Origin of the sequence: Dapis brunnea BLCC-M229 (genome assembly GCF_050015995.1) — a bacterium.
Classification (GTDB): domain Bacteria; phylum Cyanobacteriota; class Cyanobacteriia; order Cyanobacteriales; family Microcoleaceae; genus Trichodesmium.
On the sequence record NZ_JBNHEP010000049.1, the window covers coordinates 1 to 22,565 of the forward strand.

16 protein-coding genes and 2 tRNA genes are annotated in these 22,565 nt (G+C 34.5%); 11 read left to right on the plus strand and 7 right to left on the minus strand.

The genetic code is table 11. From position 1 onward, the window contains the following. Nucleotides 1-205 precede the first annotated feature (205 nt). From ACP6PM_RS05205 to ACP6PM_RS05220, 4 genes are all read right to left on the minus strand, one after another. Complete coding sequence (locus tag ACP6PM_RS05205; RefSeq protein WP_426582475.1) at nucleotides 206-3,160, minus strand: tetratricopeptide repeat protein; 2,955 nt, start codon at nucleotides 3,158-3,160, stop codon at nucleotides 206-208. Between the two features lie 709 nt (nucleotides 3,161-3,869). Further along, a complete protein-coding gene (locus ACP6PM_RS05210; RefSeq protein WP_426582477.1) occupies nucleotides 3,870-4,802 on the minus strand; it encodes a calcium-binding protein in 933 nt (310 codons plus the stop codon). 350 nt (nucleotides 4,803-5,152) lie between these two features. Next, on the minus strand, nucleotides 5,153-6,004 hold the full coding sequence (locus ACP6PM_RS05215) for an RNA-guided endonuclease InsQ/TnpB family protein (RefSeq protein WP_426582479.1): 852 nt from the start codon (nucleotides 6,002-6,004) through the stop codon (nucleotides 5,153-5,155). A 126-nt stretch (nucleotides 6,005-6,130) separates the two neighbouring features. Next, nucleotides 6,131-6,301, minus strand: a complete 171-nt coding sequence (locus ACP6PM_RS05220) for a helix-turn-helix domain-containing protein (protein WP_426582481.1) — start codon at nucleotides 6,299-6,301, stop codon at nucleotides 6,131-6,133. A 1,341-nt stretch (nucleotides 6,302-7,642) separates the two neighbouring features. Here ACP6PM_RS05220 and ACP6PM_RS05225 point away from each other — a divergent pair. After that, nucleotides 7,643-7,732 (plus strand) — tRNA-Ser (locus ACP6PM_RS05225). 462 nt (nucleotides 7,733-8,194) lie between these two features. Here the strand turns inward: ACP6PM_RS05225 and ACP6PM_RS05230 are convergent. Beyond that, complete coding sequence (locus ACP6PM_RS05230) at nucleotides 8,195-9,121, minus strand: serine hydrolase (RefSeq protein ID WP_426582483.1); 927 nt, start codon at nucleotides 9,119-9,121, stop codon at nucleotides 8,195-8,197. A gap of 407 nt (nucleotides 9,122-9,528) precedes the next feature. On the opposite strand from ACP6PM_RS05230, the gene ACP6PM_RS05235 reads away from it, so the two are divergent. From ACP6PM_RS05235 to ACP6PM_RS05250, 4 genes are all read left to right on the plus strand, one after another. Continuing rightward, complete coding sequence (locus ACP6PM_RS05235) at nucleotides 9,529-10,263, plus strand: C40 family peptidase (protein WP_426582485.1); 735 nt, start codon at nucleotides 9,529-9,531, stop codon at nucleotides 10,261-10,263. A 172-nt stretch (nucleotides 10,264-10,435) separates the two neighbouring features. Continuing rightward, a complete protein-coding gene (locus tag ACP6PM_RS05240; protein ID WP_426582487.1) occupies nucleotides 10,436-10,744 on the plus strand; it encodes a hypothetical protein in 309 nt (102 codons plus the stop codon). Nucleotides 10,745-10,958: 214 nt separating this feature from the next. Beyond that, complete coding sequence (locus ACP6PM_RS05245; RefSeq protein ID WP_426582488.1) at nucleotides 10,959-11,894, plus strand: UPF0104 family protein; 936 nt, start codon at nucleotides 10,959-10,961, stop codon at nucleotides 11,892-11,894. A gap of 444 nt (nucleotides 11,895-12,338) precedes the next feature. After that, on the plus strand, nucleotides 12,339-13,577 hold the full coding sequence (locus tag ACP6PM_RS05250; protein ID WP_426582490.1) for an MFS transporter: 1,239 nt from the start codon (nucleotides 12,339-12,341) through the stop codon (nucleotides 13,575-13,577). A 2-nt stretch (nucleotides 13,578-13,579) separates the two neighbouring features. Here the strand turns inward: ACP6PM_RS05250 and ACP6PM_RS05255 are convergent. Beyond that, a tRNA-Arg gene (locus ACP6PM_RS05255) sits at nucleotides 13,580-13,652 on the minus strand. Nucleotides 13,653-13,736: 84 nt separating this feature from the next. Between ACP6PM_RS05255 and moaC the strand changes: the two genes are divergently transcribed. From moaC to ACP6PM_RS05285, 6 genes are all read left to right on the plus strand, one after another. Continuing rightward, nucleotides 13,737-14,237: a cyclic pyranopterin monophosphate synthase MoaC gene (moaC, locus tag ACP6PM_RS05260; RefSeq protein ID WP_426582492.1), complete on the plus strand. Its 501-nt coding sequence runs from the start codon at nucleotides 13,737-13,739 to the stop codon at nucleotides 14,235-14,237. A gap of 281 nt (nucleotides 14,238-14,518) precedes the next feature. Then, the gene (locus ACP6PM_RS05265; RefSeq protein WP_426582494.1) at nucleotides 14,519-14,776 is read left to right on the plus strand and encodes a 2TM domain-containing protein; all 258 of its coding nucleotides are present in this window, start codon (nucleotides 14,519-14,521) and stop codon (nucleotides 14,774-14,776) included. A 190-nt stretch (nucleotides 14,777-14,966) separates the two neighbouring features. Continuing rightward, nucleotides 14,967-15,275 (plus strand): DUF3181 family protein, encoded by a 309-nt coding sequence (locus ACP6PM_RS05270; RefSeq protein ID WP_426582496.1) that lies wholly within the window; start codon nucleotides 14,967-14,969, stop codon nucleotides 15,273-15,275. Between the two features lie 334 nt (nucleotides 15,276-15,609). Continuing rightward, nucleotides 15,610-15,786: a hypothetical protein gene (locus tag ACP6PM_RS05275; protein WP_426582498.1), complete on the plus strand. Its 177-nt coding sequence runs from the start codon at nucleotides 15,610-15,612 to the stop codon at nucleotides 15,784-15,786. Nucleotides 15,787-15,822: 36 nt separating this feature from the next. Next, nucleotides 15,823-16,575: a hypothetical protein gene (locus tag ACP6PM_RS05280; RefSeq protein WP_426582500.1), complete on the plus strand. Its 753-nt coding sequence runs from the start codon at nucleotides 15,823-15,825 to the stop codon at nucleotides 16,573-16,575. A 959-nt stretch (nucleotides 16,576-17,534) separates the two neighbouring features. Further along, complete coding sequence (locus ACP6PM_RS05285; RefSeq protein WP_426582502.1) at nucleotides 17,535-19,799, plus strand: glycosyltransferase; 2,265 nt, start codon at nucleotides 17,535-17,537, stop codon at nucleotides 19,797-19,799. A gap of 1,191 nt (nucleotides 19,800-20,990) precedes the next feature. Here ACP6PM_RS05285 and ACP6PM_RS05290 read toward each other — a convergent pair. Further along, nucleotides 20,991-22,154 carry a pyridoxal phosphate-dependent aminotransferase gene (locus ACP6PM_RS05290; protein WP_426582503.1) on the minus strand — a complete coding sequence of 388 codons (1,164 nt, stop codon included), beginning with the start codon at nucleotides 22,152-22,154 and terminating at the stop codon, nucleotides 20,991-20,993. Nucleotides 22,155-22,565: the final 411 nt, after the last annotated feature.

Genomic DNA, 22,565 nt, shown 5'->3' on the forward strand with positions numbered 1-22,565 from the left:
TTCTCATCCTCTTGATTTTTCTCTCCTCGGAATAAACCAGAAGTAGTCAAGCCAAGATTTTACTTAATTTTTCTGGCAAGATTTTCTGAGTTTCTCATCCTCTTGATTTTTCTCTCCCTAAAAGGGAGAAGTAATTATCCATTATTCATTATCCATTATCAATTAATGAAACTCCCCTATTTCCTTTTTCTTAAGAGGAATAATGTTATACAAGACCTACAACTTTGAGCATTTGATTCAGTGAATCTAAATTCACCAAAATATCTTCCACTAGGGAACTTTCATACATTATATTTCTAATCGGATAACAACTAAATGTTTCACCAATTAGAAAGTAATGTTCCAATCCTAATAATCGGCTAATATGCCAATAATAGTATCTGAGATAGTGGGGTGAGAAAAGTTCAATAACTTTTGTCCCTGGGTTAGAGAATACTATATTTGTTAGACCACTTCCATGAGGAGCGATTATAATCTTGGCATTGGCAAAAGTGACAATCTGATTTTCTAGAGACATTGACTCTGGAGTAACATAGGTAAAACCAAACTGGCATAATATATTTACTACCTCTTCTTCGTTCATTACCCGGCGATACCTAGCATTACTCCTGCCTACATATATTCTTTCTGATAACTCTGACCTATTAATATTTATATCTTTGAGAAATTCTTCTCTGAGAAATTTTAATCCCCACGGTTGTAACCATCCCAGATAACTAGGATATGAAGGGACGATTAATTCTTTTGCTTGAATATGAGGATGGCGATCGCTTGCTAAAATTTTCTCTTCTCTAACACCAAGACTTTTTAATGTTTCCCGTTGAAAAGGTTGTTGATGGTCATTAATTACAAACCAATCTATCTCTTCTAAATTTATGCCCTGACGTAATATCTCTATTCTAGGCAGCAGGTCTACCATCCAATGAAAATAGACATTTCCTGACAATACCGATAATACTGCTACCTTACCATTAATTTTCTCTAGGGGGGGTAGTTCTTCTAGGTCAAATATCTGATGTTGACTTGGGTCATGTTTTGTGCATCCTGGTAATGGAGATGGATACTCTCTAGACAAATCTGCCAATAAATAGTTATCTGGAGTCATAATAGCAATGCCGTAACATAGTCTCCAGTAATTTTTCTTGGGCATTATCCAAGCTTTTCCCGACTGTACTATAGTTACGAAGGTAGAACTCTGGGAAAGTTTCTGAAAGTAGTAAAATCCTGGTTTATAATTTTTTCTATCTTTTGTCAAGGAAAGTATGTTTCCCTCCTTACTTACAGACGTTAGAGATTTACTTCCCCCCTTCAAAAGGGGGGTTAGGGGGGATCTTTCCTGGGGAGTTAAAGATTTAGTTTCCTCTTGTTGAAGGGGAATTAAAGAGTATCTTTCCTGAGTCAGCAAATCAATATCTTGACTAAACTCATCCTGAACGCTAAGACTATATACCCCTTGAGCAAGAGACTTCGGGTTAAACCATTCATAGATTTGCTTTAAACATCCACTACAATTTAACCCTTGACAATCTAAATCTTTCTTCCTATTTTCAAAATTTACCTTAATAGGAAATTTTACAGATTCTTCTCTACATTCTGTTGCTAATTTTTCTAATCTTACTTCTTTATATCGTTTGTGATAATTCTTGCCATCTAATTTCTGCAACCAATCTTTTGTAGATAAATATAATCCTTCTAATTTTTGATAGGGCAGAAAATCATTATTTAATATATTTGGAGCTAATTGTACTTTTGCCGATAAAACTTTACTGTAATCATCTATTGCCTCCTGCCATCTCTGCTGTTTTTCCAGAACCTTACCCAACTCAAAGTAAATCTTTGTCGTCTGATCAATTCTATTTTCAGTCAGTAAAATTTGCAGAGCTATTTGATAACTAATAATTGCTGAATTTAACCGTTTTTGTTTAACAAGACTATTCCCTAATAACCAATAAACATCTGCCGAACTTGGTTGAATTTGTAACGCCCTTTGATAAAAATATTCAGCAGTTTCATAAGACCCAATTTCCATCAATACATTGCCAAAATGAAGATAATATTTTAGCAAATATTGAGATATTTTCTGATACTGCTGCTGAGAAGTTTCCGAAGAATTTTCTAACTTAAGCAGCTCCTTGAAAAAATTCAACCCAGCCACTTTAGTCAAATACAATTCATCTAAATTTCTACTTTCAACACTCTTTAACCTAGCCTCCAATAACAGACAATACTTATCAAAAAAATGATTATTATAAATCATCTTTTGCAAACAAACAAAAGCCTCATTCAACTTACCTATAGTCATCAAAGAAAAAGCACAGTCACTATAGACTAATACATTATCTTTTTCTCCCTTCAGTCTAATAACCTCTTGAAAATATTTTACCGCCGATTCATGCTCCCCAATAATTTGTAATGCTTTGCCTAAGTTATAATGCGCTTTGATCAAATTAGGTTTTAATTCTATAGCACGATAATAAGCAGCGATCGCCTCTAGAGGATTTTTCTTTAATAAAGTAAAACCAAGATTATTATATAAATTTGGTGAATCAGGTTTTAATACCACCGCCTCTTTATAAACTTTAATCGCCTCTTCTGTTCGATTCATATCGGCTAAAACGCCACCTAAATTATTATATGCTTCTACAAAATCTGGCTTTAATCTTATTAACTCTCTATAAACATCAACTGCTGCTTGATAATTTCTTTGCAACTCTAAAACTATACCCAAGCTTAAATAAGCCTTCAGATAATTCGGTTTCAGAATAATCGCTGTTTCATAGCAATTAATCGCACCTCCCAAATCTCCATATTGATGCTTTATATTACCTAAATTATAATATACCTCCGGCCATTTTATTCCTAAATCAATTGCTTTTTCATATTGATTAACTGCTTCAGCAAACCACCTTTTATGACTATACAACTGACCAAGAAAAGCATGAACTTCTGCATATTCTGGCTTAATCTCCAAAGCTTTTGTATAAGCAGACATAGCTTCATCAAAATTATCTTCTGCTTCGTAACTTTCCCCTAATATTCTGTAAGCATCAGCAGAGTTTGGTTGTATTTCTAAAATTTGTTTACAGGTTGCTATTGCTTGACTTAATTTACCTTCACTCAAGTATGATCTTGCTAATCTGAGATGTTTTTCTATTTTCATCCTTAGCTATCAATGAAATTTTTCTCTGCTACTAGCATAAAATTATTATGTCATAACATTTTTATCTATTCCTACGGAACGAGAATTACTACTCCCTACTTCCTATTTCCTTTCCCCCGTTCCCTATTTCCTTTCCCCCGTTCCCTACTCCCTACTTCCTATTTCCTTTCCCCTGTTCCCTATTTCCTTTCCCCTATTTCCTTTCCCCTGTTCCCTGTTCCCTGTTCCCTGTTCCCTAAAACCAAAGAATTTTGTACCTCACGAATATGGGAATTGCTATAGTAGCTTTGCGTAAGTCCTGACCATTTTATACCAATTCCCAAAAGTAATGCTATGCTTGGGTAACACTTCAGTTATTAACTACTTAACAGAGGCATAATTACCTTTTTGCCAATTTTAGCCAAGTTAATGTTAATTATTCTTATGTTGTACAGACGTTGCATGAAACGTCCCTACCTCCCCTACTCCCATACTCAAAAAAGTATAGAAAAGTTTTTGAGAAATGGTATTAGTTGTGTCACTCCACTGCAAAATTTGTAGAGCGGTGGGGCGGTTCATCTGATTAAATGTTTGGCCTCATTAAGTTAACTATAAGCCGCTCCTACTATATAAAACGAAAATAAAATTCCCCCCTAAAGTTAGGAGGGACTCAGTCTCTTCATTCTTGGGTTATACCCATATTTAAAACCAGATTTATTAATAACTAGACTTAGAAGATTTCAAAGTCAGTATTTTGTAATGGGTTATCAGCATCATATACAGTATTATCAACCCGAGCAAATTGATTTTCATCACCAATAGTAGGTGTTGGGTTGTAGTAGACTAAACCATTTGTAGGGTCATAGATAATTACTGCTGGACTTATTCCATCAGTTGCAGGGTTAAAGTTCTCAATTACGTCAAACTGGTTAGCTGCCACTGGATCGCCACTAGGTGTACCTGTTAAAGCGTTAAATCTTGCATCCTCTGGAATTAGGGGGTTAGCAGCTAGAACTATCCTATCTCCTTCATCCCTATTAAAGTCTGTCAGGGTGTCAACTCCATAACTACCATCTGCACTATAGAAAAAGAAGAAATCATCAGCTCCAGCGCCACCTGTTAAAACATCATCTCCTCTTTCTCCTGATAGGAAGTCATCCCCTATACCACCATCTAGACTATCAGTACCTTTACCTCCTTGAAGAGTATCACTACCTGCATTACCCTCTAGGAAATCAAGACCTGAATTACCTATTACTAAGTCATCTCCCTCTCCACCACTTACTATGTCATCTCCGCGATCGCCGAAGAGAATATCGTTGCCTTCGCCACCGTCTACAGTATCATTATCTCTACCACCTCTGAGACAATCATCTCCTGCACCTCCTAATATGGAGTCATCTCCTCGGTTACCTTGGATGGAGTCGTTGCCAGTACCACCAATTGCAGTATCAGAACCTTCACCTAATACAACTACATCATCACCAGGACCTGCTGACGCGAAGTCATCACTAGACAAAGCTGAAATATTATCAGAACCACTTGTTCCTGCAAGACGATCTTCTCCTGGAGTTCCGACTCGGACACGTCCCCCATCATTGACATCCGGGTTAGGTACATCTACTGATGGTGTAGTTGGGTTTGGTATTACTACTTCAGTCACTTACTTACCTCGTTTTTTAGAATTTACTATTGCTAATTTATCTGTAATTTGCTCAAAGAGCTAATTTTTAGATTCTGTATAGATGGCCTTTTTGTTCATTTATATCTTCGTTTATAGGGAAAAATTAACCCTTGTAAACTTAGGACATTACAAGTATAATGATTGTTCCCTTTTATTCAAACGTTCTTAGAAGCCTACAATAATCTGTAAAATCTACAATTATCTGTTCTATTCCCTATTCCACTGGAAACGTCGGCCTTATCCAGTCCACAAGCTGTCATGATCGATACGTCGCCAATACGACGGATCTCCTAGACCGCCATAGCTAGATTCAAGCTAGCACTTAAGTCTCACACCCAAATGAAATTGCAGTATTCGCATTGAAATACAAGCTCCGATAAAGACATATACTGTTTCACATTTCCACAGCTAGAGCAAGTCTTGGAACCAGGGAACCATTTATCAACAATGATTAGCTCACAACCATATAACTTACACTTGTACTCTAGCTTTCTACGGAACTGATAAAAACCCATATCGGCACCCACCCCTCTTGCTCCCCTCCCAGGAGGGGATTGGGGTGGGTTGTGATTAAGTGCCAAATAAGTAGTTAATTTATGTAATGTATCCTTTCTGATATTGGCTATTTTGCTATGTAGTTTGGCTATCTTAAGTTGAGCCTTTTTCCAGTTGTTAGAGAACTTAGTTTTATGTCGGTTTAAATATTGCAACCGAGAGAGTTTAGCTTCAAACTTTCGGTAAGATTTAGCTCCTTCAAATACTTCACCAGTAGATAGGGTAGCTACAGATTTTACACCTAAATCTACACCAACTACATCTACTGACTTATCAGTATTAGATGGTTCTGTTTCTATCTTGAAACTAATGAACCAACAGCCAGCTTTTCTGCTAATAGTTACAGACTTAGGGGTAACATTATCTGGCAATATTTCAATTTTTTTTACCCAACCAATTCGAGGTAGTTTTATCTGACCCACCCCTCTAGCTCCCCTCCCAGGAGGGGATGGGGGTGGGTATTGAACCATCAAAGTGAAGCTATCATCTCTACCTTTTTTCTTGAATTTAGGCTGACTTGAAATGAGCGAAAAACATTGTTTCCAAGCTTCTGATAAATACCTCAAAGCATATTGAGGAATGCACTTAGACACTTCATAATACCAAGAGTTATTAGGCTTAACCATTGCTCCCAAAAGCTTATGTAAATCAATAGCAATAGGAAATTTAAGTTGACTATAGCAATCCTATCTGATTTGTAAAATTTATCCAGAAATATTCTTGCTGTATCTAAGTTTCAAGCCGATTACTGTTCACGAATGATTTAGGATTGCTATATCAGGATTATGCTGGTTATGATTCAAGATATTTATGGTTAGCCATAATCCCCAATTATAAGCATGAAGGACTACACCAGCGTGTTTAGCTAGTAAGGTTTTTTGCTGATTATTTGGGTGTAACTCAGTTTTGAATCCTAGTAGCATGAAATAGATAATTAGAGATTATGGCGTTGCTGATGTGTGGGTATGATTTGTATTTATTGGCAATTGCTAAATTATTGAATAACAAATACTTAAGATTATTCAATTTTTATTTTCATACCTTGATTCAGCTACGCCGAGATTATTATAGATAATTCCAGATTATAGACAACAGTTAAAAACTCTTACCTGATTAGATAATTCCTCTTTCAGGGAGTTAGGACAGGAAGTTTTATGCTGCAACAGATACATTTTTTAGAAAGTTCTAAGTCATGTACTGTTTAGCATACTTTTGCATCTTTAAGACGATATTTGATGATCTACTGGATAAATTCGAGTAGATTATTTAGAGGATATGCTAATCAGGTTAAAACCTTGATTATAATTTTCCTCTACCCTAGCACCAATAAATTTGCAACTCCTTTAGGCAGTGTTAATTGTCACTACTCTCTCAAGTCCAAGACTATTGAGGCTACTTTTTAGTATTAGTCGATTCAGTCAATTTAAATAACAACCTGCTAAGGGATGGGCTAATAACAGAGTCCATTACACCGAATTAACTTTTTCAATTAATTACCATTTAACTGAAATATCCCAAACCTATCAGGTTTTCACCATGTTGTTAAAGGTCTTTGTCTTTATACAAATTAGAGCATATTTGACTACAGTTTAAAAACCACCTTAGGGTTTTGCTTCCACCACATTAATAAATATAGTGGTTGAAAAACTTTCAGGAGTTTTTGATAATATTCTTTGAACAATAAATATGAACATTTTAAAGTCTATCATAGTCTTATTGATTGTCAATTCCCCAATTTACGGATTCATCTAAATTTTTCTGGGAACCAATTTTAAATTTACTCCGTCCAATACAATATTTTTTAGATTGTAAATTTGTATTTATTATGGTTAACTTTAACTGGATACTAAATATTTAATCAAATAGTTAACCATAACAATGTTGCTTAATTTTTTCAAGTGATATTTTTACTGAAAAAAAGGGTTTAAAGCCTCCCCCTTTTAGGGGGACTTTTTGTGATAGTTGGGAAAACCTGATTCAAATAAGTAGTTAGGTAAAATTAAACCTAATGTAATTTCAGCAAGTAAATTTCCCAAAACTATTCTGAATAAAGACTCCTAAGTCCTAACTGCTCCACTTGAAAATTACAGCATATTTCGGGCAAATGATGTACAAGGTAAATGATGAAAATATTGTAGTGCGGACATCTTGCCCGCGATGGGTGTACCTCATATACAGTGGAAAGCGCTGTAAGAATGAAAATAATTTGAAAATACTCTTGCCATAACAAAAAACATCTGTTATAATAATTATCTGTTACCCAAGGAGAGGTGGCTGAGTGGTCGAAAGCGGCTCACTGCTAATGAGTTGTACGGGAGAACCCCGTACCGAGGGTTCGAATCCCTCCCTCTCCGTAGAATTAAATAGGTAAATTAACTAGCTATTAGCTTTCAGCATGACCCAGGAAATGCTTCCTTCCCAAATAGCTTTCAGCTAAACATAACTCATGTTTCAGTGTCCAACGCTGATCAATTTTTAACCCCACCCTTTAAGAGTGGTATCTTGTGATGCCAAGATTTTGGCAGATTTAATATCAAATCCGGTTGAATACTTATTATATTGTTGGGGGAGATGGGGAGATTCGGAGATGGGGAGATTCGGAGATTCGGAGATGGGGGGATTGAAGTAATTATAGAATTATCAACATATATTATATAACCCGATTCTATATAACCCCTATTTAACTTTCCCTATTACTAAACCAAAATTTTTCCAGCTCCACACCTCCTGACTTCTTACTCCTTAGCCCTAAAAAACTTAATGTTTAGGAAGATACCAAATGGGTTATATAGAGCGCTGAAACTTAAGTGTTTTGCTCACAATTTTTTCATTGCCTCCACAAACTTTTGGGAAATATAAGGTAATATTCTCTGATTCCTACTAATCTCTTTGCCCTCTGTAAATACAACTAAGAGATATGGCTGAAGATTTGGTAACTCTATATAAGCAAAATTGTGACGTGCATAAGTATCTACAGTTCCCATAGACCATACATAAGCATTTTGAGGAAGGCTCTCATCTAAGAACCCTATAGCTTGGCCTTTAGTTACATCTTTTGCATCTTCTTGGCTAGGATTTTTCTTTAACAAATTCATCATTTTCTCTGAAGCTTGACGGGATACTGCAATCCCACCAACAATACTATGTAATAAACGAGCTGTAGCATTAGTTGTGAGTATATTCCGATTTTCCATCAATAGTCCTTGAAAAATCCGTTCTCGGCCATAAGGCCCATGAAACCATGTTTTTTGATTCACATTAATGGATTTTAATTCAGGCCACTTGAGAGATTGAAAATAACGGTTGACAAAATTACGTTGATATTTCCAAGTTTGAAAAGGTCCAGGTGATAATTCAGGTCCACTGGTAGTTCCGGTTAAAACATCCACAACTAGACCAGTGGCATCGTGATTTGAAGAAAGGATCATATCTCGAATTGCTCTTTCTAACTCTGGTGAAGTTTTGACCATTCCTTTCTCTAGCCACTCATAAATAGCTACAAGATAGAATAAATGGACTATTCTTCCAGAATATATCCGCTCATCACCGCGATCGCTCCAACCACGCACTTGCTTTTGCCAAAATTCTGTGGCATTCTTAAGATTTATGGCTCTTGGTGAATGGTAAACTAACCAAGTTATGGCAATTTGCTCACAAGTTAGTTCTGAAAATTCTAACTTGGTTGCTTCTATAATGTCTTTACCCAGGATATTTAACTGTTCATCTTTATCAAAGAAGGTCATATAGAAAAGGAAAGTTAATAGTGAAGAATTAGATAATATTCGGAAAAAGGAAAAAATGTTTACCTAATAATATACGAAATCAAGGGTTAGTTTATATATATTTTTTTTTATCTCTCGGACGAGAGAATTATTTTTAGCTAATTATTCTCCTGTGATTTTAAATCAGGGATGTTTTAAGGAATACTGATTTTAATAAAAAGTGGTAATTTATATTTCTAGCAGTCCTAAATATTATGTAAAAAAATCACAAATTTATATATACAAAATTTGGAACTATTACCCTTTTTTCCTTTTGTCTGGATATTTTCTCAAGAACCCAAATATGATTGCTATCGTATTTTTAATTAAGTCTGGAATACTTGATTGAAAGGGCTGAAAAGTTTCTCTGTATTCCATTATTATTTAAAATGACTATATCTAAATTTCCATTAGTGACTAATTATAAATTATTTAATACTATTGAGTACCAATGTCAGGCTAATATAAATATTTATGAGTCTGATAAATGTGATTCTTTGGCAACTCAAGCAGCAAGTGGACGACATTTACAAATCATTCAGTCTCAGGAAAAATCTCCCAATGCAATTATGGTAAAACTTCTAGAGGATGACTATCCTGGGTGGTTACTAAATAAAGACTTTGACAAGATTCAACCTGCATCAACTGTTTACGAACCTCACATTTTTAATGATGCTGAAATTAGAGATAAGTTACCAGAAGTAATTGCTTTTACCTATAAAGCTATGAATACTCCTAATTATTATCTTTGGGGAGGGACAGTAGGGCCTAACTATGATTGTTCTGGTCTAATTCAAGCTGCTTTTGTTTCTGTTGGTATCTGGATACCCAGAGATGCTGATCAACAGGAAGCTTTTTGTCAAAAAATTTCCCTAGACAAATATGAATTAAACGATCAACTTATAGTCGGAGACTTGGTGTTTTTTGGCACTGGTGAAATAGCAGATCATGTAGGATTATACCTGGGAGAAGGACGTTATATTCATAGTTCTGGAAAAAGTCAGGGTCGTAATGGTATTGGAATTGATGTATTGTCTGAGGAGGGGGATGAAGTTAGTCAAAGATACTATCAACAATTTCGGAGTGCAGCAAGAGTAGTTAGGAGTTATGGAAATACTAAGTAGGTTGAGGTTAAAAATGGTCTTATCATAAGGCAACAGACAACATGAAAGGGGTTTTGGGCAATTTGACTTTAGAAGTATTAGGTTACCTTATCTAGCGATCGCTTTTATTGTGACAATTATGGCTTATGTATGGTCGGGAGGAGTCTGGATAAGTCATCACAAAAAATAAATTTTGTTATCTATCCGGTACTCTACAATTCATGGCACTCCTTTTACTTTAACTTACTATTATCAAGGTTCTGCACCTATATATTTCAAGAATAGGAAAGAAATAGATAAATCAAATCTTCAAGCCGATTTAAAAAATTGGGTTGAAAGTTTACCTCCTACATACTCACGTATATGGTTTATCTATTATGGAGGAGATATGAACATTTTTAAATCTGTATTTGCAGAGCAATTTACAATTGAATCACAGGAAATTATTGGTAATGCAAATATATTATTGCTGATTCCTAAGTTGGATAAAAATGACTACTAGGATGTTAATGTCTGGAAAACAAACAAATAAACTTTGTAAGGATTCAGTTATGAGCACTTATGCATAAGCTTTGAGAATAAAGTTTTAATTTTAGCTCAATTTATCAATTACTTTTACTTCCTCTAAAAGCAATAGCTGATGGCTGAATACTTACACAATTTAGAGGGGAAAGGCAAAGAGTTAGCAGTTATAAACCTAGTCAGTTTTGTACTTTATGAAAAAAGTTTTGTCGGCCATTAAACCTTATCTACGATGGGTTATTTTAGGATTAACTCTATTTTTTCTAGCTAAAACTCTCAAAGACAACTGGGAACAAGTGCTAGAAATTAGGATTAGTGATTCTGGGTGGGTAAGTTTAGGAATTGCTTTTATCATCACAACAATGGCTCATGTCTGGTCGGGAGTGGTCTGGTTTTGGATTCTTAAAGAGTTTCATCAAAGAGTTAATTTACGGTGGGCAATTAGAGTATATCTTGTGACAAATATTGCTAAGTATTTGCCTGGAAATATTTGGCATTTCTATAGTCGAATTAATGCAACAAGAAAAGTAGGAATACCTGATGAAATTGCCATTTTAAGTGTGTTAATAGAACCACTTTTAATGGCTGCGGCAGCTTTAGCGATCGCTTTATTTGGTTCCACTCAAGAAAGTTTATTTTTGCAAGTTATTTGTTTTTGCATAGTTATTTTTAGTGTTCATCCACGAATTTTAAATCCAGTAATTAAATATTTAGTTAAAATTAAATTAAAAGTTAAAAAATCTGATTCAGAGGCAGCTACTCAATTAAAATTAGAGCGCTATCCCATCAAGCCTTTTGTGGGAGAAATTTGTTTTGTATTGATTCGAGGTTCAGGATTTTTATTGACTATATTAGCTTTCAATTCCATTGAATTGAATCACGTTTTTTTTATATTTAGTGCGTTTAGTTTAGCCTGGTTATTAGGTTTAGTTGTGCCAGGAGCGCCTGGAGGTGTTGGGGTATTTGAAGCAACTGCTTTAGCTTTACTAGAGCAGAAATTTTCTCCTGGTATTGTGTTAAGTGCTGTTGCTTTTTATCGCTTGATTAGTGTTTTAGCTGAAACTTTTGCTGCTGGTTTAGCTTGGTTGGAACAAAGAAGGAAGAAGGAAGAAGGAAGAAGTAGGAAGTAAGAACTTAATAACGTAGAAAGTAGGAAGTAAGAAGAAGGAAGAAGTAGGAAGTAGGAAGTAGGAAGTTAATAACGAAGGAAGAAGTAGGAAGTTAAGTTATTGTCATCAGTTTTTATTATTTCAGGACTTACACATAACCATTATATATGTTAGGGTTTAACGGTTAACGGCCGTTAAACCCTACAAATTGTGTATAGTTCCATCTTTAATGCGTAATACCAATTACCAAAAGTAATGCTATACTTAGGCGACACTTCAGTTATTAAGTAATTAACAACCAGTAAATAACTTTTTTGATAATTACTAGCTAGTAGTGTATTAATTATTCTTGTTTTTACTTCTCCCCTACCCCCCTACTCTCTGATCCCTTTTAACCAGAATCAGGCAAATTTTAACAATTTGTTACAAAATATAGGAATACAATTTACTTAGGGTGACTGAATTGTGAAAGTATTCCGAACACTTGACCCTCAGCAGCAGCGCAGTCTAATGATTTTATTCTTGGCTGGCTTATTATTTTGGTCAGGTATAACTACCTTGCTGCCTACTTTACCTCTTTACCTAGATCATATTGGAGGCACAAAACAACAAATTGGTTTTGTTATAGGTTGCTTTGCTGTGGGGCTATTGCTATCACGATTTGTTTTAGGGCCACTAGCTGATAGGAAGAGTCGAAAGTTGGTTCTGATGGTTGGCACAAGTGTAGCAGCGATCGCCCCACTCGGCTATTTACTACTCAAGTCTTTTCTTTTGTTAATGGTAGTTCGTGCTTTTCATGGTATTAGTATTGCTGGATTTACAATTGGTTATAGTGCTTTAGTTGCTGACTTGTCTCCTCTTGGTCGCCGGGGAGAATTAATTGGTTATATGAGTTTATGTACTCCAATAGGTATGGCTATTGGGCCAGCAATAGGTGGTTTTTTAGTAGCAGCTACTGGCTATGTGCCTTTATTTGTGGTTTGTTCTACTTTAGGAATGATGAGCTTATTATGTAGTTGTCTAGTTTGGGAACCACATTCAATAGTAGAAAAAAATTCCCATTCCCATCAGTTTGAGAAACAAAAGTTCTGGCAAATATTAGGGAGTCGTAGAGTTTTGGTTCCTGCTTTTGTTATGTCGATGGTAGGTTTAATATCTGGTACAACTATTACTTTTCTGCCACTGTATATTCAGGAAAGTAATATTGCTCTGAATGCTGGACTTTTTTATACCGTAAGGGCGATCGCTAGTTTTATCATGCGTATTTTTACTGGGCGAGCTTCTGATAGGTTTGGCCGTGGCGTTTTTATTAGTGGGGGTCTGGTATTTAGCTTATTGGGTATGTTAACCTTGTGGACTGCAAATACTAGCAACATGGTTTTACTAGCAGCTATTTTTGGGGGGTCTTCTGCTGGTTTAGTTTTACCAATGATGATTACTTTGATTACTGACCGATGTCCCCCAGATCAAAGAGGTAAGTTTTTCTCTCTTTGTATTGGTGGGTTTGATTTAGGATTAGCTATAGCTGGACCTACTTTCGGTCTTGTTGCCGAACAACTGGGTTATAGAGGTATGTTTGCTGTTGATGCTTGTCTTGCTTGTATAGCAATAGCTATATTTATTACTTTGTCAAACAAAGACTTGCCCCATTCCATCAGATTTGCTTTTGGTCAGGGGCAAGATACTTATTCTGTTAATCATTAATACGGGCCTGGAGGGATTCGAACCCCCGACCTCATGGTCCGTAGCCACGCACTCTATCCACTAAGCTACAGGCCCTTTTTGTTTCTGGCGTTGGATGAAACTTTTTTTGAATTAGTTTTTCTTCCGCACTAATAATTAACTATAGCACAAATTAACAGAATGACAAGGGATTTTTCTAAATTTGAGCAAAATTTAACTCATTTGGACTCTGAAGGAGCAGTTCAAATGGTTGATGTATCTGCTAAAGTGCCTACTGTGCGCCAAGCTGAGGCTGCTGGACAAGTACGGATGTTACTGGAAACTTTTGAGGCTATTCAAGCGGGTAATAGTCCAAAGGGTGATGTTTTGGGTACTGCTAAGTTAGCGGGAATTATGGCAGCGAAGCAAACTGCCCAACTTATTCCTTTGTGTCATCCATTGCCGTTACAAAAGATAGATGTGGAGTTAATTCCCGATCCGCAATTGCCTGGATATCAGATTCGGGCAATGGTGAAGACTAAGGGGGAAACAGGGGTGGAAATGGAGGCTTTGACTGCTGTTTCTGTGGCTGCTTTGACTTTGTATGATATGGCTAAGGCTTTGGAAAAGTCTATTTCTATTGAGTTAATTCGTCTCTTGAGTAAGAGTGGTGGGAAGTCTGGGGATTATATTTCTAAGTAGGGAACAAAGAACAGTTGGAAAAATATTCCTGTTGTTAAGATTCATGATCAGCTTGTATCCTGACCAATTCTTTCTTCGCTACAAAATTTAGGTAGGGAAAATATAGCACTACGCATTAAGGTTAGGAAATTTCTAAATCCTGAAACCCTTTATTAGTCTGCTGTTCCCTGTTCCCTATTCCCTATTCCCTATTCCCTATTCCCTAGCGCTATAAATATTGCTGAGTTAGCTTTACAATAATTAAAGAAACTGAACAGTAATTAAATTTTTTTTAAAGTATTATGCCTCCTCGTTGGCCTCGCAAACCTGACCGTAATGACCCAGAGTTCCGGAAGTTGGATGACCGAATGAATTTTGCTATTCATGTAGCTATTTTTGCGGCTAGTAATTCTGGCATATGGTTTTTCCGTAATCTTACAGCAGCAACTTGGCCTTGGGCTATCTGGGTAACAGGTGGTTGGGTTTCTTTATTGTTAATTCATGGGGTATATATTTTTGTTCTTGCAGATTATGCCACCATTTCTAAGGATTCTGGATAAGATAATTAGACTGATTATTTAGTTAAAAAATTTAGGTTTAACTATTCTTCTTATGACTAGAAAATCAGGTCTCAAGTCTCTCCTGTAAAGGGAACAAAAGAAGAAAATTTAGTATTTCAAACTTCCTACTTTAGTAGGAGGTACTGATAACTGATAACTGATAACTGATAACTGATAACTGATAACTGAAATGACTAATGGTAGTACAACACAAATAATTGAAAATTTAGCAGCAGAAATAGGGGATAAAGTTTATATTGATATTGCTGGTTGGCATCTCTATTTATCTGATGCGAAACTACATTTAACTTTGGCAGAAAAGTTTTATCCTATTCTGATTGAGGAAGTACCTTCTGAAGGTCAAGTTGTGGAAATACTGCAAAATATTCCTGTTAAGTTAGGTGCGGGTAGACAAGAAGTTTCTCTGATTAACTTGTTGCCAATGTCCTGTCAAAGTGAGCTGATAGAAGTTTTAGCAGAATTTAGAGCTGATTTATAAATTAAATCAGGACTAAAGCCACGCATATGAAATTATACACTATTTGTAGGTGTGAACGGCCGTTTACCCCTACTATATGTGGTGGTTATGCGTAAGTCCTGTTAAATACTATAGCGTTACATATTAAGGTTAGGACATTTATAAATCCTGAAACCAATGGAATCCATAATTCAATCAGCTAAAGCACCTCTAAATCATCTAGATGTAACATCTCAATTAAAGAAGTATCTGCATATCCTGGGTATCTTGCTGCTTATTACTACAACACTAATTTGGGGTACTACTTTCCCAATTATCAAAAGAAAAATAAGGACTAGAAATAGCAAAATTACAATTGCTGAAGAGGGATAATATCGACAAAGATGATTGTTTATTTACGGAAAGTTTAAATACTTTTTTAGATTTTATCGAGGTCGATCGGGTTATAGAAGAAGCAGTTAAAGTTACGACTAAAAGTCCTAAAGCTTTATATCTTTTTATGCAACGTTATATTAGTTTTGATACCTATTAAGGTTCTTTGGTATCAAGATTAGCTAGTTCAATTGGATTGTCTAAAAAACTTTTTAGAAATATCAATTATGAGGTGGATGACGAGTCAGATCGTGGGTTGGAAATAGCAGCTAAAGTTTTTACAGCAGCAATTGATGAGCATGGCGACCCCAATATCAAAAACTTGACCCATCGTATGTTGTCACAAGCTAGTTTAAGGAAAATTGGTGAATATGCTCAACTTACTCCTCAAATACAAAATAAGTTGGCTACAATTCCCGATTGGTTAGTTTGGATAAATCAACAAGTTATAGAAAATTATCAAGGACAACCTGGCAATCTTGAAAGCTTGATTAAAGCAATAGGATTTCATGCAGCTTCTGAAATGTTAGCTCATAGGGAATTCTCAACAATTGATAGAATTGTTAGACATGAAAATAAAGAAATAGGTTTTGATAAATATCTCAAGGGTGGTAATGGAAAAGTCAACTTTGAAGGACATGAGATTGGAGGATGGTGTTGGATTGTTATACATGGTTCTTACTCTAATTCTGGAGTAGAACAGATACATTTCCAAAAAGCATTAGAAGCAATCAATTTAGTGATTAGGTATTCTCCTGCTAACTATGAAACAATTCTTCAATGGATTTTGGTAGGTTTTAATAGTTTTGTAATGCTTCAGCAAGAATTCTTTAGGAAAGTTAAGCAAGAATGCTTGGAATTAACTGATGAGTTTCAACGAAGTCAGAAGTCAGAAGTCAACCCACCCTTAACCCCTCCCAGGAGGGGAAGTCAGAAGTTGTTTTTGTAACGGGGATTAGAGCAACTCTCCAAAAACATTTCGCCTTAAAAGGCGGGGTTTTAGACCCAATTTTTTTGATAAAATTTGGGGATAATAATGAGTAATTGGGTTGTCTATTAAAAATTAACTAAAGATATAACCAAATTCTGTATTGAATGAATTACTATCTATAGCAATCCCCTGTATATTCGTGTCAAAAATCTTACTGCTTTTTAGGGAACACTTAACAGGGAAAACTTAACTGGTAATAGTTTCAGTTTTTTTATTTACTTTTTGATTACCCGCAACCTATAGCAATCAGGAATGATTTATGAGATATTTAAGAACAGTTAATAGTAATCAAAATCCTTTTATATTCTGACTCCTGACTCCTGACTCCTGACTCCTAATTACCACTAAAATCTCACAACTGAAATATAATTGCTATATTTAGGATTACTATCTAGTTTTATTAGAATAATTATAGTAATCAGGAATCAGACGTGAGAATTGAGGTGTTCTTTAAAAGTAGAGAATATAGCAGTTATCATATTCATATTTATTCATTTTTTTGTTATTCTCTGTTCCCTGTTCCCAGTTAAGTTTTTCCTAAAAGTATCCAATGTCTCACAACTTATAACAGTTTTCATTAATATAGAGTACAGAGATTTGGGTTTAAAGGAAGAAGGAAGAAGTAAGAAGGAAGAAGTAAGAAGTTTTGTAGTCTACCTTTGTGAAAACCGCTATAAATCATATTGCTATAGTTGGTTGTCATTTCATGTAAATTTTGCTTAATTTTGAGCCTAGAAAAAATTGAATTAGGAAGAATATTGTCTGCCCTAAGTTAAGGGTGAAGATGAAGTTTTTTAATTGCTTACAAAGTCACCAATTCTCAGGAAAATCTCAGCATCAATTATCATTAAACTAAGTTTAAGAAGATAATATTCTTTATATTCTATTGATTAAGTTTAAGTTAAAATAGGCGAGTTATGGTGACAACTTTAAATATTGCCAAGAAATTTATAGGGAATCGTATAAATAGTCTGATTTTTGTTAAATTACGTTTGGCAACATTATTGTTAATAGCAGGAGTAACACTATTAACAATTATTATGGTTGCTTGGTTTACTGATATTGGTCAGATAGACGAATTTTTTACTCAAATTCATTACTTTCAAGAAAATCCGCCGATGTCGGTACAAGTGCCAACAGAGAATAGTAAATATTTAGTTTTGCCGACAATTTTACTATTTTTAATAACCCAAGGAATTATGAAAATTTCCCCTACTCCCAAAAATTGGTCGCGAGTTTTGGTAGTGGGGATTTTATTGGGTTTAACTATTCGTTATTTATCCTGGCGATCGCTCTCAACTTTAAATCTAAGTAACCCAATAAATGGTGTATTTAGTCTGGGGTTATTAGGTCTAGAAATTTTGACAATAAGTAGTTTTGTTCTAGGTTTATTGTTGATGTTCAAAGTTAAAAATCGTCGAAAAGAAGCAGATTATTTTTCTCAGGCAGTTTTAGACAAAACTTTTCAGCCATCTGTAGATATTTTAATTCCTACTTATGATGAAGCAGAGTTTATTTTAGAACGTACTATTATTGGATGCCAAGCTTTAGAATATGAGAATAAAAAAGTTTATTTACTAGATGATACTAATCGAAGAAATGTGAAATATTTAGCAAAAAAATTAGGCTGTGAATATATAACTAGATATGATAATCCTCATGCTAAAGCAGGAAATCTCAACCACGCTATTACCAAAACAAATGGTGAAATTATTGTTATTTTTGATGCTGACTTTATTCCTACAAAAAACTTTTTAACTCGGACTTTAGGATTTTTCCAAAATGAACAACTTGCTTTATTACAAACTCCTCAAACATTTTATAATATCGACCCCATTTCTAAAAATTTAGGTTTAGAAAATATCTTAACTCCAGAAGAAGAAATATTTTACCGACAAATTCAACCAATGAAAGATGGTGCAAATGGAGTTTTGTGTGCAGGAACTTCTTTTTTAGTCAGACGCAAAGCTTTAGAGTCAGTAGGAGGGTTTGTGACAGAATCAATTTGTGAAGATTGTTTTACAGGAGTTCTTTTATTAGCTAAAGGTTATCAGTCAGTTTATTTAGAGGAAAAATTAAGTGCTGGTTTGGCTGCGGAAAATATTTCTTCTTATGCTACTCAAAGACTAAGATGGGCAAGGGGAACTTTGCAAGGATTTTTTATTAATTCTAATCCTTTGACAATTCCTGGGTTAAGTTTTAGTCAAAGATTGTCGTATTTAGAAACATTTTTTAGTTGGTTTACTAGCATTAGTTATGTTGGTTTTTTGTTCATGCCAATAGCTTATATTTTTTTGGATGTGATTCCAATTAAAGCTTCTGCTGCTGAATACTTATATTTCTTTTTGCCTTATTATTTGGCAAGTTTTACTGTATTTTCTTGGCTAAATTATCGTTCCCAGTCATTACTTTTATCAGGTTTGAATCATATTATTTTAGCTTTTCCTAAAGCAATAACAATAATTAACACCTTTCTAAATCCGTTTTCAAAAAGATTCAAAGTTACACCAAAAGGAATTAAAAGCGATAGCTACTATTTTAATATAAGTTTGGCTTTGCCTTTGGTCATATTTTTAGTGCTAAATAGTGTAAGTTTAGGCTTTAATTTGTATGGCAATTATATAAATCCAAGTTGGGAGGTGGGTGAACAGATAGAAAGTTTTAATTTGGGATTATTTTGGAGTGTTTATAATATATTGATGATTTGGGTAGCATTATTAGCGTTAATAGATGTACCAAAGCAAGATATATATGAATGGTTTAATCTGCGAAGGGTAGTGAAGTTAAAAATTGGTAACCAAATACTTTGGGGTACTACTAGACAGATATCAGAGCTGGGTGCTGAGATAGAGATTAATCAGAAAATGCCATCTAATTTAGTAGGAAAAAATTTGCCAGTTAAATTGAAAATTCTTGAGGAAAAAATTTGTTTGGTAGGGAAAATAACGGATATAGAAATGAGTGGAAATTTTCCCTGCATAAAAGTAAGATTTGAGAAAGTAAACTTATCTGAAAAACGACAATTAATAGAATTATTATTCTGTCGCCCTGGGCAATGGCAACGGCTAGAAACACCAGGTGAGTTAAAATCTTTATGGTTATTATTGAGGGTATTTTTGAAGCCAAGATTTATCTTTGAAAGAAAACCAAAACAGAAACCAATGGAAGTTGGTCAACTTTAACTTTATCGAATAATTAATAATTAAATAATTCAGGTTAAAAGCACCCTTTCAAGGGAAAAAAAATTCTTTTTTTCCTTTTAGTCAATTCTTTCCCTTTTAGGGAGAGGTAATTATTAATTGTTAATTGTTGAAGATCCTAATTTCTTGGATGCTCTAAATCAAAAATAAATAAGTTTTCCCTTTGCTATGGTTATAGTTTAGCGATCGCTATTTTTATCTGACTAATACCTGAGTGAATATTTTCAATTTCTCCAATGGCAAAATCTGAGAATGACAAAGTTTTGCTAGAATAAATAGGGATAAAATTTCCCTGACTCCAACCGAAATTTCACAGAAAAATTTACAACTAAAAAAGGATAACTATAGTTTAGCGATCGCTATTTTTATGCGACTCATACCTGATTGGATATTTTCCATGGAATTTGGGTAAGACAATCTTAAATATCCATCTCCAAATTTTCCATAGGCAGTTCTGGGTAATCAGAAAACTCCAATTTTAGCTAATAAATAATCTCCTAGTGTTTCAGAACTTAAATATCCATCTCCAAATTTTCCATAAGCAGTTCTGGGTAATCAGAAAACTCCAATTTTAGTTAATAAATAATCTCCTAGTGTTTCAGAACTTATGGATATATTATTTGCCAGCATTTATAGATGAGCTTGAGTCAGGGAAAACTAACATAACGAGTCAAAAAAAAGAATCAGATTTTCTCCAATCACAAAATCTGAGAATGACAGAATTTTGTGGGAATAAATCGGGGTAAAAATTTCCCTGACTCCTAGAGAAATTTCACAGAAAAATTTATAACTAAAAGAGGATAGCTATAGTTTGGCGATCGCTATTTTTATCCCACTCATACCTGATTGGATATTTTCCATGGAATTTGGGTAAGACAATCTTAAATATCCATCTCCAAATTTTCCATAGGCAGTTCTGGGTAATCAGAAAACTCCAATTTTAGCTAATAAATAATCTCCTAGTGTTTCAGAACTTATGGATATATTATTTGCCAGCATTTATAGATGAGCTTGAGTCAGGGAAAACTAACATAACGAGTCAAAAAAAAGAATCAGATTTTCTCCAATCACAAAATCTGAGAATGACAGAATTTTGTGGGAATAAATCGGGGTAAAAATTTCCCTGACTCCTAGAGAAATTTCACAGAAAAATTTATAACTAAAAGAGGATAGCTATAGTTTGGCGATCGCTGTTTTTATTTTACTTATACCTGACTGGATATTTTCAATTGAATTAGCATAAGATAACCTTAAGTATCCATCTCCAAATTTTCCATAGGCAGTTCCTGGTAATAAGGCAATTCCAGCTTCAGCTAATAAATAATCTGCCAGTTTTTCACAATTTATCGGTAGTTGCTTGACATTGGGAAAAGTATAAAAAGCGCCTGCGGGTTTTCGGCAGTTAATACCTGGAATAGAATTTAAACCCTCGACAATTACATCACGTCTTTGTTTAAATTCTGAGAACATTTTTTTGACAAATTCCTGAGAATTTTTGATAGCTTCTATGCCAGCTATTTGAGTAAATGAACAAGCACAGGAATTAGAATTTAACATCAACTGGTCTAATTTTTCTGCTATTACTTTAGGAGAAACAGAATAACCTAAACGCCAACCAGTCATAGCATAGGTTTTTGAATGCCCATCTAATAAAATCGTGCGTTCTTTCATACCAGGAAAACTGATGATACTGGTAAATTTTGAGTCGTAGATTAAGTGAGAGTAAATTTCGTCAGAGAGGATATAAAAGTTATGTTTAACTGCCAGTTTGGCTATAGCTTCTAAATATTCGGAAGTTAATACACTGCCAGTGGGATTATGAGGAGAATTAAGAATTAGTAATTTTGTCTTCTCAGAAATAGAATTAGCTAAATTATCAATACTAAATTGAAAGTCTAAATCTTCCAATAAAGGTAATGGAATTGGTTTACCTCCTACTAAATTAATCACTGATTCATAAACAGGAAATCCAGGATTAGGATAAATTACTTCATCTCCAGGATTTATTAATGCTAAAAGAGTGAAAAATATGACTGGTTTTGCCCCTGGCATTACTACTACTTCATCAGGATTAACTGATATATTTCGAGTTTGAGAAATATGTTCTGCTATTACTTCTCTTAACTCCAACAAACCTGCTGCTGGAGTATAAGTTGTATAGCCATCATTCATAGCTTGGAAAGCAACTTCGCGAATATTTTGAGGAGTCTTAAAATCTGGTTGACCTATTTCTAAATGAATAATATTTCGACCTTGAGATTCTAACTTTTTTGCCTTAGTAAAAACTTCAATGGCAGCATCGCCACCTAAGCCATTCATTCTGGTTGCAAAGTTCATAGTTAAATAGATGATATTTTCTATAGCAATATGATTTAAGTTGTGAGATATTGGAGACTTTTAAGGAACACTTAATTGAGAACAGGGAACAGAGAAGAAGAAAAAACCAATATATATGAATATGATAACTTCTCTGTTCTATCCTTTTAAGGAACATCTCAATTCTTACAACTGATTCTTGATTGCTACAGATAATTTTACTATAGTAATTAGTTACTTGACTACGATACAATCGATAAAATTAGCTATATAGCGATCGCCTAATGATTTATGAGATATTTTCAAATATTTAAGTATTTAAGATGAATCAAAATCCTTTTATATTTTTACGGGCGTGACTCAGTGATTTCTAATTAACTAATTACTGAAAAAATTAGGCGATCGCTACTTCATTGAAGTTGTTTTGTAAAA

Excerpts from the sequence above, each read along its gene's own strand:
- moaC (WP_426582492.1), top strand. The coding sequence starts at position 13,737 with ATGACAAGGGATTTTTCTAAATTTGAGCAAAATTTAACTCATTTGGAC.
- ACP6PM_RS05215 (WP_426582479.1), bottom strand. The coding sequence starts at position 6,004 with ATGGTTAAGCCTAATAACTCTTGGTATTATGAAGTGTCTAAGTGCATT.
- ACP6PM_RS05235 (WP_426582485.1), top strand. The coding sequence starts at position 9,529 with ATGACTATATCTAAATTTCCATTAGTGACTAATTATAAATTATTTAAT.
- ACP6PM_RS05285 (WP_426582502.1), top strand. The coding sequence starts at position 17,535 with ATGGTGACAACTTTAAATATTGCCAAGAAATTTATAGGGAATCGTATA.
- ACP6PM_RS05265 (WP_426582494.1), top strand. The coding sequence starts at position 14,519 with ATGCCTCCTCGTTGGCCTCGCAAACCTGACCGTAATGACCCAGAGTTC.
- ACP6PM_RS05290 (WP_426582503.1), bottom strand. The coding sequence starts at position 22,154 with ATGAACTTTGCAACCAGAATGAATGGCTTAGGTGGCGATGCTGCCATT.
- ACP6PM_RS05220 (WP_426582481.1), bottom strand. The coding sequence starts at position 6,301 with ATGCTACTAGGATTCAAAACTGAGTTACACCCAAATAATCAGCAAAAA.
- ACP6PM_RS05230 (WP_426582483.1), bottom strand. The coding sequence starts at position 9,121 with ATGACCTTCTTTGATAAAGATGAACAGTTAAATATCCTGGGTAAAGAC.
- ACP6PM_RS05205 (WP_426582475.1), bottom strand. The coding sequence starts at position 3,160 with ATGAAAATAGAAAAACATCTCAGATTAGCAAGATCATACTTGAGTGAA.
- ACP6PM_RS05245 (WP_426582488.1), top strand. The coding sequence starts at position 10,959 with ATGAAAAAAGTTTTGTCGGCCATTAAACCTTATCTACGATGGGTTATT.
- ACP6PM_RS05270 (WP_426582496.1), top strand. The coding sequence starts at position 14,967 with ATGACTAATGGTAGTACAACACAAATAATTGAAAATTTAGCAGCAGAA.